Origin of the sequence: Chromobacterium piscinae (genome assembly GCF_021129175.1) — a bacterium.
In the GTDB taxonomy this organism is placed as follows: domain Bacteria; phylum Pseudomonadota; class Gammaproteobacteria; order Burkholderiales; family Chromobacteriaceae; genus Chromobacterium; species Chromobacterium piscinae.
Window position 1 is genome coordinate 12,702 of record NZ_JAJOHV010000012.1, and the last position, 16,581, is coordinate 29,282.

Genomic DNA, 16,581 nt, shown 5'->3' on the forward strand with positions numbered 1-16,581 from the left:
ATAGCTTATCCAAACATGCCGACAAATGGCAGCATTACATAGACCCTACTAACTCAGACTCGACACTTTACCATCTGGCATATCTTTTTTCTGAGGAACACTCCAATTCAAGTGCCCAGTTCCACTTTCCATACTCGTTTTCGAGTAAAGATTCTCACAAAGACTGGAAATCTGTTCGAATGGTTGCTCTTCCGCCAGCAAGGACATGTGATTGGAAGAGTCAACATCTATGAACGTCAGTTTCGGCAGCAGTGCCGTCCACTCTTTCCAATAAGCTTCAGCTTCCATTTCAACCTTTTCACCTTCGGCCAGAAAATAAGGTTCCAGTACGCCGAGGAAAACACCGTTGCGATTCCTAAAGTAATGGCAGCTCACCTCTTCAGGTTTGCTCAGCGGAGAAAGAGTAATTTGATCCACCTGATAAGCATTTTGTACGCGAACATGCTGCATGACTTGTGAGCTCAACTTTACTGCGGGCCTCTTCAACCCACGCATCTTGGCGAGCTTCAGCAAAGCGGCAAGGTAATCTTGATCATCCAAATCCGAGGCCACTTCATCCCGATGTATCAACACCGACTCGGCTCCAGCCGGGTCCCCCAAAGACAATAACGACAATTGGGTGTTAATATATCTCAAAATATGCGTTTTGAGTGATATTTTTGAGTGCCTCATGGCATTGCCGTCAGGGGAGTCCAACATAACGATGCTATTGACCGTCCTCCCCAGTTCTTGCAATTGGCGTGTAACTTCGTATGCCAGCACGCCGCCTAAGGAGTACCCCCCCAGATCGCACCCCCCTTCCGGCCAAACCTTGCAGATTATGTGCGTATAGTAGGCTGCCATCGCTTGTATACCCTGCAGCGGTTCACGTTGCGTGCCCCACCCCCTGGCTTGAATGCCAAAAAATGGTCGCGTGCTCTTGCTGGCGATAGATTGATACGCCTCAACGCCCCCCATTCCAGCGTGAAACCAGAAAACTGGCATTCCCGTTGTATGGCGATTCAACTTTATCAATTCTGGAAATTGCGTCCAATCTTCTGCCACGCGCGCGTCCGGAAACGCTCCCATCAAATCACTCTCCTCATTTGGCGATCTGAAACGAGTGACTAATGCGTTAATCTCTTGGAGTGTGCGGCATGCCATTAAGTCTTCTGCCAAAATCGAAGAGCTTATTTTTGATTGCAATTGCGCAAGCAACTGCATCATACGAATTGAATCAATGCCGTAGTCACGTAATAATTTGCTAGGCTTCAATTCATCAACGCCTATTCCAATCAGCTCCGCGAGAATGCCCGCCACATTACTGACATGCGCAGTTGTTTTTTGCGTCGGTGCAGCTTTGCACTCGCTCGGCGCAGGGCCAGCATCCACCCAGTAGCGTTTTCTTTCAAACGCATAGGTCGGCAATACTATGCGGTGCGCGTTTTTCCCCTGGTGTAACAGCTCCCAGTCAATCGCCCCGCCGTATGCCCAGTAAAGCGCTATCTTTTCAGGGTTGCGTTCCTTGATGAGCGCCGCTGCAAGGTTCTCGCCAATAGATCCAAAGAACAACTCATTCAATATCGGGCCATCTTCGCTTTCCCCGACAAATATGGGAACTCTTACATCACCGTCCTTAGATTCATCCGGTTCAGAAAGGAATTCATTCAACCCAACGATCACGTCCGCGCAATGCTTAGCGACCAACGCAAGACGGCAGTCCATTGCCTCACGCCCGATCTGAAGCGTGTAAGAAAAATCAAGCAAGTTAATATCGCTCTGGGCTTCAATAAAATCCTTCAGCCGTCCCGCCATCCGCCGCAAACTAGTAGAAGATTTTGCGGAAAGCACGACAATGTGTTTCGTCTCATCGAAATCCGGCTGATTCAGAGGAGGCTCTTCCCGTACATATTCTTCAATGACAAGGTGCGCATTCGATCCCCCAGCGCCAAAAGCATTAATCATCGCGCGTCGAGGAAGCTCTTTTGCAACGCCTTCGATGTCGATGGCTGGCCGCCGCCAAGGCACTAACTCTTTGGCCAAACAAAATGGCATGCTTTCAAAATTTATATTAGGGTTCAGATTATCAGAATTAACTAAGGGCACGATCTGCTGATGCTGCATTTGCAGGACCACCTTAGAAAATTGCGACATGCCGGATGCCGCCTCTGCATGGCCTATGTTTGACTTCACCGACCCTATATGGCAAAAATCGCCCCTCGCCAAATCTTTTCCAAACACACTGGCCAACGCTGTCATTTCAATAGCATCGCCCAGCGGTGATCCATTTGCAGCCGCCTCAATATAACCGATCGTTTCCGGAGCGATGCCGGCTTTCGCCAAATTTCCTTTGATCAGCTGCGCCTGCGCATTAGGATTCGGTACGCCAAAACCATTCGTCTGTCCGCTATGGTTGATAGACGAGCTCTTGATAATGCCCAGAATGATGTCACCATCCATCTCAGCTTCGCTCAGCGGTTTCAACAATACTGCGCCCACTCCCTCCGCGGGTAGATAACCATCGCCATTGCAGAAACTTCTGCTACTGGGGCTGCTGCCAATTATCCTAGTCTGCGCTAGGCCGATATATTTCTGAGGACTGATCGATAGGTTGACCCCTCCGGCGATGGCCATCGCGCACTCGCCTTTGATTAGACTTTCGCATGCCATATGAATCGCACTAACGGAAGACGAGCACATAGTGTCGATAGCGATGCTCGGTCCATGCAATCCAAAGAAATGCGATACCCGATTCGCAATTGAACTATAGGAAGCCAGAGATAACACAGCTTCAATCTCAGGCTCCGTTTTCATCGCGCGATACTGCTGATACATGGCCCCGACAAAAACACCCACCTGTCCGGAAAATTTCTTTTTCAGCGAACTGCGCGTATACGCCGCGCTTTCCACTAACTCCCATACGGTTTCCAGGAACAAACGCTCTTGCGGGTCCTGCAGTGCGGCATCTCGCGGCGAGATGTTGAAGAACAATGGATCGAATTGGTCTACATCATCGATGAAACCGCCCCATTTGCAATATGTTTTCCCAGAAATATTGACATCGCTATCAAAATAAGGGGCATGATCCCAACGACTCTCGGGAATTTCCGTAATGCAGTCGCATCCGGCTTTCAAATTCGCCCAAAATTCATCCAAATTACGTGCTTTCGGATAACGGCCTGCCAAACCAATAATTGCAATATCAGTACTTCTCTCCTGATTTTTTTCCTCAAAAGGATTTGATTTAGGCAACAACGGCAATCTTTTATCTTTCAGCGCCTTGTAATCCAGACTCACACCATGAAGTGCAGGCAGTTCCGTTACCACATTGTTATCACGGAGATCTTTCTTGACCTGCCGTTCAGGTAGCTGCTCAGATGTAAATATTGCGGCCAGCCTTTCGCTATGTTCATTGACAAAGTACGAAGCAAGATCGCCAATATTCTGATACTCAAAGAATAATGTCTTGGGCAATTGGCCGAAAACTTTCTCTAACAAAGTAATCAGCTCCATCGACACAATAGAATCGACACCATATTTTTCTAGTGGTGAGTCAGGATCGATTTTATACTCAGGTACTTTTAATGCCGACGCTAGCGTATTTTTTAGCAAAGCGACAGTCTTTTCTGGTAACTTTGTTTTGTCGCTTTCTGCTATCAGTCCCGCTTGCTCCCTACTCAGCAGAGCATCCGAATACCGTTGCCCGGATGAAGGCGCAAAATGTTTTTTATGCCTGTTGTCTACATTGAGCTGCGTCCTTATCCGCGACACGTCCCCACACATGACAAGGAGTTGATAACATTCCGTTTGCAATGCGGCGGAGAAAATTTCGATGCCTGCAGACGCAGCCAACGGAACTAGACCAAGCTCCGTCGAATGTTGGTGTTCGCCACTAGGGCTCATCCCGCCTTCTTGCCAAAGCGGCCAATTGATCGAAATCGTTTTACCATAACGTTGCCCGCTTTGAACCAAACTATGCCGATACTCGGCATAACGGTCCATGAAGGCATTGGCCATAGAATAATCAGCCTGCCCTATATTGCCGCTGACACCAGCAAGCGAAGAGAACAACGCAAAAAAATCTAACTCGTCATACTTGGTGGCTTCGTCCAGATTGACCAGTCCCATGACTTTAGGCGACAACACCTTGTGCAGCTCGTCCGATGTTTTCTTGATAATGAAGTTATCTTGGATGACGCCGGCAAGATGAATGACTCCACTGATAGCTCCGTATTTATTTCGAATATATGTAAGTAAAGCCAAGGCTTCGCCGACGACCGCGACATCCCCTCTCTTGTACAGCACTCGAGCGCCCGCGGCGGCAATTCCATCGATAGCCAGCTGCTGGACCGCGGTCAGCTCGGAACGTCCGGCAAGTATGAGGACGACATTTTTCGCATGCGTCGCGGCTGCCTTGGCCAGGGCCAAGCCTATTTTTCCGGCGCCGCCGGTAATGAGATATACCCCATTGTCTTTCCACGGCATCTGGGCAGCATCACGCTGGCCGTGTTCGTCTTGCCATGCTTGAATATATCGTTTGCCGTTCATATCACGAACGAGCTTGTCTTGAGGTGCGCTGGCATTTTCCATAAGCAATTTAGCCAGCGCCGCGTCACTTTCTTCGCCATTAACACTGATTAATTGCCCAGACAAACCAGGATTTTCCAGACTGGCGGTATTCAGCAAGCCAATCAAGCCTTGGAGCGGCGTGTCTTCGCTTTTCCCCCCAACAAGGATTTGCACGAAGATACGCTGACTTCCCCTTTGTCTTAACACATCTTGGACTATGCGGAATGATGCTTCGGCATGGCATACAAAGCGTTCGTCAATCCCCTGTCCAGCTGAGCGCAGCAGATGGCACTGCACGCCTTGCGGCAATGCATCAGCCAGGGTTTCCGCTCCAACATCGCAGAGTAAAACCACATGTCTTTCGAAGGGAGGAGACGCGTTGACGCGCAGCGGCGCCTCCCGCCAGGCCGGCGTGAGCATGATAGAGCCAGCGGCCTCCGGCAAAAGGGCATCTCCGCCCGTTCCAGCATAGAGCCGAGCCGTAAATCCTTTCAGGTGCGCCTGTACCCAGCCATCTTGGTCGCACAGATCTATGTTCATCTCGATCTGTTCATGATTTAGGCTCTGCCCGCTCTCGCGACTGACAATCGCCCACATTTTCGGTGTGCACCGGCCCCGGACTTCCAGTTCGTGCAATGCGAAAGGCAGCAAAAGCCTGGATTGTCCATCCGTGCGGCTGTCGCTTCTCTCATCGAATAGCAAGCCAATACAGGCTTGCAGAGCCGAATCGGCAAGCCCGGGGTGCAGCGCGAAATCCTGTAAGGTCTGAAACATGTCTTCCGGCAGAACCAGCTCCGCAAGCGCCTTGTCATTGCCTAGCATAAGACTCTGAATCGTGCGATGTCCGTGTCCGTAGTCGACGCCTACCGCATGGAAAATCTGATAACACTCTTCATGGCTTAGCGTGCGCTGATTGCACTCAGCGATGCAGGCGGCAATATCAAACTGCTCTTTAGGAAAAGCTTCGACGAATTGCACATAGCCCCGGCTATGCGTCACTCTTGCCTCAATCGCATCTCGATCTGTTGTAAAGACTTCATAGGAAAGCTCGCCATCCTGCGTCGGAGTCAGCATCGCATGCACCTCGACTGTCTTATCGGTAAGCGATATCGGCCGTGCCCACACCACATTCTTGATCAGGACTCCAATTCCCTCCATCGCGACATCCATGGCATGTCGCGCAGCAGCCTGAGCCATTTCCAGATAAGCAACGCCAGGCAATACCGGATTGCCATTCACCACATGATCAGCCAAGAAGAACTCGCTGCCAGTGAATGTGGAACTGTATTTTTGCGCCGACAGATTCGAGGTATTCATATGCAACAAGGGGTGAATCCAGTTGACTGTCTGTCCAGACCCGGCATAAACATGACCACGTACCGCCTGGAGAGTCGGCTCGTACCAATATCGCTCCTTGGCAAATCGATAGGATGGAAGGCTTACCCGGCGCAGAGAACGATTGCCATGCAACAGCCTCCAATCGACAGCGGACCCATTGACCCAAAGCCGCAGCAATTTCTCATACTTGCCGTTTACTATCCAGGCAGAAATAAGCTTGTCCAAATCATCGTCGTTTAGCAGTATCTCCGACACCTGATTCTTGCTCGCCCGTCCTTGATAGAAATTTTTGATGCGCTTTTGCCCATCCAGGAATGCCTTCAGCATTTGCTCCAGCTCATCGAAGGAGCTCACCAGCATGGCCATGCGCTCCTCCATAGCCACTCTGCCGACTTGCAGCGTATAGGCCACATGCTCCAGGCTGGGGAGGGAAGTAAGTCTATGCTGCAGAAATGCTAGAAATTGCCGCGCTTGCTCTTCCAGTCTGTCGGCACTTTTGGCGGACAGCACTATGATCGCCGGTCCGATACATGGCGAATGGTCGGTATGACCATTGCAGCTATCAAATTCTTCAATCACTACATGCGCATTGATACCGGTGGCGCCAAAGCTGTTTATCGCCGCGCATCTCGGGTAGTCGGAATCAGGCCAATCCATCAATTGTGTATTGATGAAGAAAGGGCTTTCTTCTAGCTTGATAAAAGGATTGGTCTTCTCATAATTAAGGCTTGGCGGAATCTGCCTATTCTTCAGCGAAAGCAATACCTTGATCAACGACGTAATACCAGCCCCGGCGAAAGCATGTCCGATATTCCCCTTCACCGCGGTCAGCGCGCAATAAGCTGACTCTTGCGTGTTCTGCCGGAATGACGCCGTCAAGGCCTGCACTTCGATCGGATCGCCAAGTTTGGTGCCGGTGCCATGCGACTCGACCATGCCGATCCGGGCAGGATCGATGCCGAACTTTTTGTAGACTTGGCTCTGCAAAGCTGCTTGCGATGTCACGCTGGGCGCCGTCATCCCATTGGTCTTGCCATCCTGATTGCTTGCCCATCCGCGAATGACGCCATAAATGTGATCGCCGTCGCGGATGGCATTTTTCAGCAGTTTGAGCACAACCACGCCAAGCGCCTCGCCCAACACCGTGCCATTGGCGCGATGATCGAATGGCGCGCATCTCCCATCCGGGGAGAACAACAATGACTGACTGGACGAAACAAATAGGTTGGGTGTCGAATAAATACCGCCGCCACCGGCAAGTGCGACTTCGCAATTACCCAAAACTAGGCTATCGCAGGCATAAACTACTGCTGTCAGAGTGGATGAACACGCGGTATCAATACTCACTGCCGGCCCGACCAGATTTAATAAATAAGACACTCGGGAAGGAGCGGATGAATCCGTCGGCGCTAGGTAGGTATCATGCATTTTGTGAATGTGATAGGAATAATCTCCCTTAGCCGCAGCGAATACTCCCCAAGCTTTGCCGCTGATTTCGGTAGCCGCATAGCCAGCATCCTCAATCGCGCGCCAGCATTCCTGGAGAAAGATGCGCTCGCTCGGATCCATGCCCTCCGCCTCGCGCGGAGAGATGCCGAAGAACAGCGGATCGAACTTATCCACATCATCCAAAAAACCTCCCCACTTAGAGTAAGTCTTGCCGGGAGTTTGTGGTACTGGATCAAAATAATCGTCGATTCGCCAGCCTCTATCTGTCGGCGCCTCTTGAATGCTGCTAATGCCGTTCTGGAGATTTTCCCAGAAGCGGTCAACGTCCTCCGCGCCAGGAAACCTGCCAGACATACCGATAATGGCGACCGGCTCGGTCAGCTGAGTACCTGGAGACTGGATGCTCGCATTTTTGTCCTGTACTTCCGACGCGCCGGCGGTGAAAATCCCCACACACTGCCGAACGAATTTTTGCAGCCCTGCTTTAGAACGCAGAATATCGAAGTGATCCTCTCCATCTAGAATTATTGTCGTCAAGCTAGGCAATAACGTGTCCCATCTTGTCAACAGCGATAGCATGCTGCCATTCGCCTGCTGCACACGCTCCAAATACTCTGGACTCATTAATACACTAGAAGTCGCACGCCCTGTTCTCGTATGAAAGACAAATGAGCGGATCTCGTCCGGACGAGGCAAAGGCACGGCTTGATATTTCTGAGTTGCCACTAGGTTGGCCATATGAACGTCGGCCATAGACTTGAGCTTGAAAGCGACCTCTGCCCTGGATATCTTCAAACCACGTTGCAGACATAATTCCACTAAAAAATCTAATAAATTTTCGTCGTTTACGTCCGCGATATCGCTAGCATTAATCTGAATATCGGCCCAGGAAAATTCGCGACGCTCCAGCGCGTTCTTGAACGATGGATCCATGCTTAACAGCGTGATCAGCATGAAATTTGCATTAACTAGTAAATTATTTCGTGTTGACGACTGAAATAGCGGCCGATCTTTTTCCATCAACAGCGGCGCCTCAATCATGACTAAACTGGCTACCACCCGTTCTCGCAATTGCAATTGTCTGGCCACTTCGTAAGCAATTATTCCTCCCGTAGAAAAGCCAGCAAGATGAAAAGGTCCATCCGGTTCCAAGGCCACAATATGGTCCACATACCGCTTGGCCATTTCACGCAGGTCTGATAGTGGTTCACAATCAACCATCAAAAATCCGCGCGCCCGAATCCCAATCATTTGGATCGCATCGCCGAACTGCGTCGCAAGCCGGTTATACATACCGACATCTCCCGACATCGGATGTATCCAGAATGTTCGCGGCCCCTGCCCCTGTAGAGATAGGGGTACGATTTCCGGATTTCGCTTCGCGAATTCACTTATGCGCCGACCCAAGGTATCAGTTTCCCGCTCTGTATCACTATCAAAAGTCTTGATCGTATCGATATCATATTGAAGTAATATTCCATAGCCGAAATCTGGCCCCGTCTCCGACTGGTAATTCTCGATGACTCCGACAACGTTGGCCCCATTCAAGGTGTGGAGTTGAAATGCTGGCTCGCTCGCCCAGCCTTCTTTGATCGATTTTGCAAGATACGCAAGGTATGCCTGAGCATCTGAAGCTACAGCATGCATGCATCGCCCAACCCCTGCGATGCTTCGAATTCTCTGCTCAGCCTTCACGGCCTCTATCATGTTTAAGAGTAATAAGCGCCACACCTCCAACTCTTTCACACCCGATAGAATAGACACTCCCAGTAACAGCAGCGTCTCTCCAAATGGGTCGTGCAATGCCTGAAGATCTATCGCCTTGGCCCGATGCAGAGATTCAATGCCACCTATCCGCCTAGATAAAATCAGACCGACAACCCTCCCCTCTTGTTCAAGAAGAATCTGTCCTTGTGGAAAATCACGTACAAGGTCGGATATATCGACGTCGACACCAAAAATATCCGAGGCGGCACACTGCTTGCGAAGCTCCAAAAGCGCTGGAATATCTGAAATCTCTACCTTGCGAATCCTATTTTTATAGTTTGATATGGCTGGCATTATTTTGCATCCTATAAACATGTCGCTCGTCGAGCACCGAATAATTCAGACCGACTCATGGCTTGCTTTCACTCAACTCGCTCGAGACTAGATTCTGACCGCAGCAATGAGTGGATGTGGGCTCCCAGGGCTCTAATATTTGTATGGTCGAATACAATTGTCTCAGGCAATCCTAGACTTATTTCTCGATTGAGCTCATGCACATATGTAGCGATGGATATCGATGTCAAGCCTAGCTCAATGAAATTGGTTGCATCATCCACCTCATCCCTCTCGTCAAGGTAGAGAACTCGGTGCAAGACATCCCTGACAATTCCGATGATCTCGTCTAGCGTGGGTATTACAGAATCGCCAGGGTAAGACGACAACGGTTCGGTCGTAGTAGACAATCCCGTAGAGAACGAAGACAACAGCGCATCCAGCCCGATGAAACGCCCGGCCTCTTCCCGCGAGTGCTCTTCAGTATCCGCCTCAGTTGGCATAGGGCTATGCTGCGACAAGGATGTGGTAGGCGCTTGTGGATTCGGAACCTTTTCGCTCGCGGTGGCATCGACCCAGAGCTTTCTTTTCGCAAAAGGATAAGTCGGCAGCATCGTTAATTTTCCAGGCATGGCATTTTCGTATAACCGTTTCCATGGAATGGCTGCGCCGGCAATCCAAAGCTCGGCCAAAGCTTGACGATTTCTCTGAGCGATTAAGGTATCGATATCGGCCGTCTTCCCATTACCGGCATCGGTTGCCTCCTTGGCGCTCGCGGTTTGGGCATTGTCCTTGAAGTCTTGGTCGAGGTTGGCGATGAGTTGATCTACAGAATCGGCAACACAGGCGAATCTATGCTTCATTGGCTCGCGGCCCGTCTGCAATGTATAAGCAAGCGACAGCAGATTAATGTCCTGGTGCGCTTTTAAATAAGCCTGCCATTCTTTCTTGTATTCGCTTAAAGCTTGATTGGTTTTAGCGGACAGGACGAAAATGACCGGCTCTGACAATGGCAGACTGCCAGGACTCGCGATAAACTCCTCGATAATCACGTGGGCATTAACGCCGCCGGCGCCAAAGCTATTGACACCGGCTCTTCTTGGCATGGCCTTTCCAGCAATCCTCAACTCTTCCCAGTCGCATAATTCTGTCTGCAAGGTAAAGGGCAGCTTGTCAAACTCGATCGATGGATTTAAGAATGACGGCTGTGGGGTTGGGAAAATCATCTTCGATCGCAACTGAAGCACCGTTTTAATGATTTGCGCCATGCCGGAAGCAGCTTCGCCATGCCCCAGGCATGCCTTCACGGAACCAAGCCGATAATGCGCCCCACGCTCTTGCCTAGAGAAAGCAAACGCCTTTTCCAAAGCCTTCATCTCAATAGCGTCGCCCATTTCCGAACCATTCGCCGCCGACTCGATATAGGTAATCGTCTGCGGATCGATGTTTCCTCTTTCCAAAGCCACTTTGATGACAGCAGCTTGATGCTCAGGATCGGGCACTCCGTAACCGTTCGTTCGGCCCGCATGATTGATCGCCGATGCGCGAATGATTGCCAAAATATTGTCATTATCTCGCTTCGCATCTGCCAAGCGCTTCAACAGCACAACGCCAACTCCCTCGGAGGGCATAAACCCGTCGCCGCCAATGCCAAATACACTGCTCTCATGCGTAGCCGACAATAGTTGCCCTTGCGACAAGGCGACATAGTTAAGCGGGTGCAAATATAGGTTTACCCCGCCAGACAGAGCAATATCGATATTCTTGCTTCGCAGGCCTTCGCAGGCTTGATGCAAAGCCACCAAAGAAGACGAACACATGGTGTCCACCGGCAAACAAGGTCCGCGCCAATCCAGGTGATATGAGACACGGTTGACTAGCGAGGAGAAAGACGTGCTATAAACGACAGTGGATTTATCGCTGTTCCATAGATTAAATCCTGTCTTGGTAATGCCGCAAAAAACACCCGCGCGCTGCTTGATGCGCTCGGTCAAGGCTGACGGAGCATAGCCGGCATCTTCTAAAGTACGCCAACACTCCTGTAGGAATAAACGCTCTTGCGGATCAATGCCCATCGCTTCGCGCGGGGACATTTTGAAGAAAGTCGGATCAAAATCGGCAAAATCTTCCAGGAAAGCCCCGTGCTTGCCGTAACTCTTTCCCTTGACTCCCGCATGCTGCCTATCATTGTCGTAGAACACGCGCCAATCCCAGCGTTCCGCCGGTATCTCAGCGACCAGGTTCTTGGCCGTCTTTAGATTGTTCCAAAATGCCTCGATATTTTTCGCTTGCGGAAAACGCGCACTCATGCCGATGATGGCGACTCCATCATCCTCAGCCTCAATTTTTGCCGCGCTCCCAACTTGCGCAGTTAGAAATGCTGCCTGTGCGCGCGAAGTTTTGCTCCCGCATTGCGCCATATCCACATTCAGGTTCGTCGATGCAAAGGCACTCACCCATGCAAGACACGCGGTACGATACTCGTCAATGAGGTAATCCCCCAGCGCGCCGATATTTCTTTTCTCATAAAACAGAGTCTTGGAGAGGTTCCCGAAAATCACCGCCAATTTCTGATTGAGCTGAGTAACCATGACGGAATCCAGCCCTAACTCATCCATTGCTTCATCGGTATAGATATCTCGCGCATCCAGTTTAGTGATCTCGCTGAATATTTCCTTCAATTGTCCCAAAACGCCTTCGCGCAATTGCGCGTCGCTCAGATTCTCGGGTTCGGCGATGAGCGCAGGAGCGCCCTTTGCGGCATCGTTCAAAGAAAGACTCTGTCTTAGCCTATCCAGGTGCCCCGCCATCACCATCACTTGATCGATGCCAAGAGCGAAAGATCGATAGCAGGCTTGCATGCCAAGCGACGTCTCCATCGGCACCATGCCGAAGTTTTCCGCCATCAACCTCTCGGTTGTCTCATCCACCCCCATGCCGCCATCCCGCCATAGAGGCCAGTTAACCGACAAAGCGCGGCCATGACGTAGGCCTGCATCCGCTAGGCGATTCCGATAGGACGCGTATGCATCCATGAATGCATTGGCGGTCGCATAATCAGCCTGTCCAACATTGCCGATGACACCGGCTCCAGACGAAAAAATGAGCAAAAAGTCCAACTTCAGATGTTTGGTCTCTTCATCGAGATGCACTAGTCCATCGACCTTGGGCGCAAGCACTGAGGCGAACTCATCGACGCGCTTGCGAATGATGAAGTTATCCCGGATAAGGCCTGCGCTATGAATGACCCCGCTAAGCACGCCATGCTGACTGTCGATGTGTTCGATCAAGGCGCGCACCGCGGCACGATCTTCGATGTCGGCTCGACGATACTCGATACGCAAGCCGGGCCTCGCGAGCTTATCGATGCGCCCGCGCCTTTCTTCGGTCAATACACTGCGGCCCATGATTACAATCGTCGCCTCATGAACCTTGGACGCGACTTCCTCGGCAAATAGAAGCCCTAGTCCTCCCGCTCCTCCGGTAATGAGATAGACGCCCTGCTCTTTCCAGGGAATGGAGGTCGACTCTGCATGGTGGATGATGGACAAGGACTCGATCCAGCGCGCGCCATTGGCATACCTGACTCGATGGCACTCTGGATGTCGTTCCTCATCAATCAGTTTGGTTGTCATGGACAAGTCGACACCATCAATATCGACTTCAATGAGTTGGCCTATCAATTTCGGCTCTTCCAGCCTTGCCGTTTTCACGATGCCGGCCAACCCGGCCAGCAATTGTTCCGCCCCCACATTGGGCACCACAATTTGCACCAGCACATCATGAGTCGGTTTCGCCTGCACAATCCCTTTCACGATGTCAAATACGGTCGCCGCAGCCACATCAAACATTCGCGCGATTCCGCCATCGCAGACAGGGATCGAACGCAGCTGCAGCAATGGGATGCGTTCAGAAAGTTCTGCGGCATATATCTTGGCTGCGCCGCATAGCAGCACCCAACGCTGACTATATTCTCGCTGGGGAACTGGCGCGGCATCGCTTTCGCGCCATCCCGGATGCAGCATTAACAAATCATTGCCGGCCTGCTGCGATTTCCATTGCGCAGCTTCATCCTCCTTTTCTCGACGAACGGATATCCAGTAGCGGTCTTCCGCAAAAGGATAAGTCGGCAAACTAATACGACGTAGACGATATCCCGAATGCAGCAAGCACCAATCGACTGTCCCGCCAGATGTCCAATGCTGGGCGATTTTCTCGAACCGCTCCTCGCCCGCCCAGGAAGCTATTTTCTCGGCATGGTTTGGATCAGACAATGCGCTCTGGCCATGCGGCGTACTGCCGCGATAAAAACACTCTCCGTCGATTCCGCTTTCGATATCAGATTGGCTTGCGGCATATTCCAGATATAACCCCAATTTTTCTTGGAGCGCGGGAATACTGCTCACGACGAATGCAACTCGCTCGGTCAATGCCACTCGCCCCACCTGCAAGGTATACGCTATATCAGCGATTCGGATCCGCTGCTGATCCGCATGGCGGTCAAGGTGACTCAATAACTTTTTTGCATAAGCGCGCAAGCGCTCTTCATTTTTAGCGGAAAGAGGGATGATGAATACCGGCGCACCCTCCGCGCGCAAACCGGTATCGATGCAGGGGGCCTCGTACTCCTCAAGAATCATGTGGGCATTGGATCCCGATGCTCCAAACGCGCTGATCCCCGCTCGTCTCGGGATCGCCTTCCGGGCCTCAACGGTTGGCAGCGTTGGACGCTTCCACGGCTCCGCCCGGCGCTGGACATAGAACGGCGTCTGATCGAAGTCGATATAAGGATTCAGCTGATCCGCATGAAGAGACGGCACCAGCGTCTTGCGGGACAATTGCAGCGCCGTTTTGATCAAGCCGCAAACCCCGGCCGCGGATTCCGCATGACCGATATTCGATTTTAGCGAGCCGATGGCGCAAAATTGCTTGAGGTCAGTGTGCTTGCCGAAGGCTTTAACCAAGCCCTGTATTTCGATCGGATCGCCCAGCGAGGTGCCGGTTCCATGCGCCTCCACGTAGCTGATCGTGCTTGGATCCACAGCAGACTTGATGAGGCAGGCATCGATCATCTCGGCTTGCGCGATGGGGTTGGGAACCGTCACGCCGCTGGCGGATCCGCCATGGTTGATGACAGACCCCTTGATCACCGCGTAAATATTGTCCCCGTCCCGAATGGCCGCTTGCAGCGGCTTGAGCAACACGGCCCCCACGCCCTCCGCCGAAACATAGCCATCGCCGCCCGTTCCAAATGAACGGCATCGCCCATCTGATGAATGAAATTCGGCGATGCCGTATGTAAGGTATTTCGCGGGATGCAAAGACAAGTTCACGCCACCGGCCAGCGCTACCTCGCTCTCTCCTCGCAGAATACTCTCTACAGCAAGATGGCTTGCGGTCAGCGACGATGAACATACCGTATCGATCGCCATGCTTGGACCATGGAAATTGCACACGTAAGAAACGCGATTGGCAATTGGCGCGGTGTTAAGCGATAACGGAATTCCTTCCTCATGCCGCATCTCATCCATGCCTACAAGCGTGTAATCCTTATGCATCACGCCGACAAAAACACCGACCTTCCGTCGGCCCGCTGAGCCATGCGCGCTCACCAGGTTCTGAGGCGTGTATCCCGCATCCTCGATAGCCTCCCAGCACACTTCTAGAAACAGTCGCTCCTGCGGATCCATTAACTCCGCTTCTCTCGGCGTGATTCGGAAGAATTTCGCATCGAAGCGATCCACCCCGTCGATAAACCCGCCCCATTTGGAAATACGCTTCCCAGACGACGATTGGACCTTCTGATAACGCCTCCAATCCCATCGGTCGCGGGGAATTTCACTAACCGAGTCCACGCCCTCGCACAAATTGCTCCATAACGCCTCGATGTTCGCCGCACCCGGAAATCGCCCGCTGATTCCGATGATCGCGACTTCGCTGCCATTCGCGTCTTCGCGCGCATCCGGCGCCTGCGGTTCGCTCTCAGGCGCTCTCTCTTGCTGCGTCGTCTCCTGAAAGGATTCGGGATAGGTTTCGCGAAGATAATTCGCCAAACTGGCGATAGTCGGATACTCGAACGGCAGGATCGGCGAAACCGGTTGCCCAAGCTTGGCTTCGATATCCTTCATAATCAGCAGCATGGTCGCAGAACCAAGCCCCATCTCGTAGTATCCGGCGTCTGGATCTATTTGCGAGGCAGGGAGCTGCAAACGTTGCGCGATGAGTTCGCGTAGAAATGCTTGCGCATTCCTGTCCGCGGAAAAGGAGACGGGGCTCGCATCCGAGCTCGGCCGCGGCGGCGGGAAGCCATCCTGATTGCCGGCGCTAGCGCTTTCCCACCCCGCTCGAACCCTTTTGCTGGTAAGTTTCATGAGCTCGGCGACTTTCCGCCCATACTCATCGAAAAATTCCAAGGTTACACTCGACAGTTCTTTGTCATTGACGACCGGCGCTCGCCGCGCGCGCACGAGGCATCTGCTATTGAGCAATGCGGCTGCGCGAAAAGACTCGTAATACAGGGGCAGAAACAATGATTGGCTTTCGCCTTGGCCTCGCTCAAGGGTCACGGCGGCTCCGATCGCGCTGCCATCGATCAACACCGGATGAAACATGAAACCCGCCGCGCTATCGCGCGCGGCGCGGCCAAGAGAAAGATCCACAATCACAGCATCATTCACGCCATAAGCCGTGCCAGAGGCTCTCATGAATCTCGTGTGAACCAATCCGTACTCTTTGCAACCAGCATAAATCTCGCTCAAGGACGAGCGATTGGATGCGTCCCGCTTGAGCTCGCCCGCGCGAATCTCATCTTCGAATGACACGGGATCGACAATGCGCATTTGCGCAGTGGCATAGCATGTCCCCTCCCCCGTCAAGCCGTCGTCAACCGGACTCTTGCTATCGACACGAATCTTCCATACGCCTTCGGCGTACTCCTCACATTCGATTTCAATATCCAGCCCCGCGTCTTTCCGAACAACCATCGGATGGAAAATGAGCAGATCCCGCAACTCAAGACAACTAAAATCGTAACCGCGGTCACGGAAAATCTGGTACAGGATATCGATATATGCCAGCCCAGGCAGCAGGCTCTCTCCATGCACTTTATGGTTGCGAAAGATAGGATGGTCCACATCGAAGCGCAGCTGTTCTCTCATCTTGTTCTATCTATGCTATTGGTTTCAGGTTGTGCCCATTAACTCGGGA

Annotated in this window: 2 protein-coding genes; both read right to left on the bottom strand. The window is 51.9% G+C overall.

Going from position 1 to position 16,581, the window contains the following annotated elements:
* Window positions 1-48: 48 nt before the first annotated feature.
* Window positions 49-9,396 carry an SDR family NAD(P)-dependent oxidoreductase gene (locus tag LQR33_RS02730; protein WP_231467394.1) on the bottom strand — a complete coding sequence of 3,116 codons (9,348 nt, stop codon included), beginning with the start codon at window positions 9,394-9,396 and terminating at the stop codon, window positions 49-51.
* Window positions 9,397-9,464: 68 nt separating this feature from the next.
* Window positions 9,465-16,532, bottom strand: a complete 7,068-nt coding sequence (locus LQR33_RS02735; RefSeq protein WP_231467396.1) for an SDR family NAD(P)-dependent oxidoreductase — start codon at window positions 16,530-16,532, stop codon at window positions 9,465-9,467.
* Between the last annotated feature and the right edge of the window lie 49 nt (window positions 16,533-16,581).

Coding starts and splice junctions, on each gene's coding strand:
- LQR33_RS02730 (WP_231467394.1), bottom strand. CDS start 9,396: ATGCCAGCCATATCAAACTATAAAAATAGGATTCGCAAGGTAGAGATT.
- LQR33_RS02735 (WP_231467396.1), bottom strand. CDS start 16,532: ATGAGAGAACAGCTGCGCTTCGATGTGGACCATCCTATCTTTCGCAAC.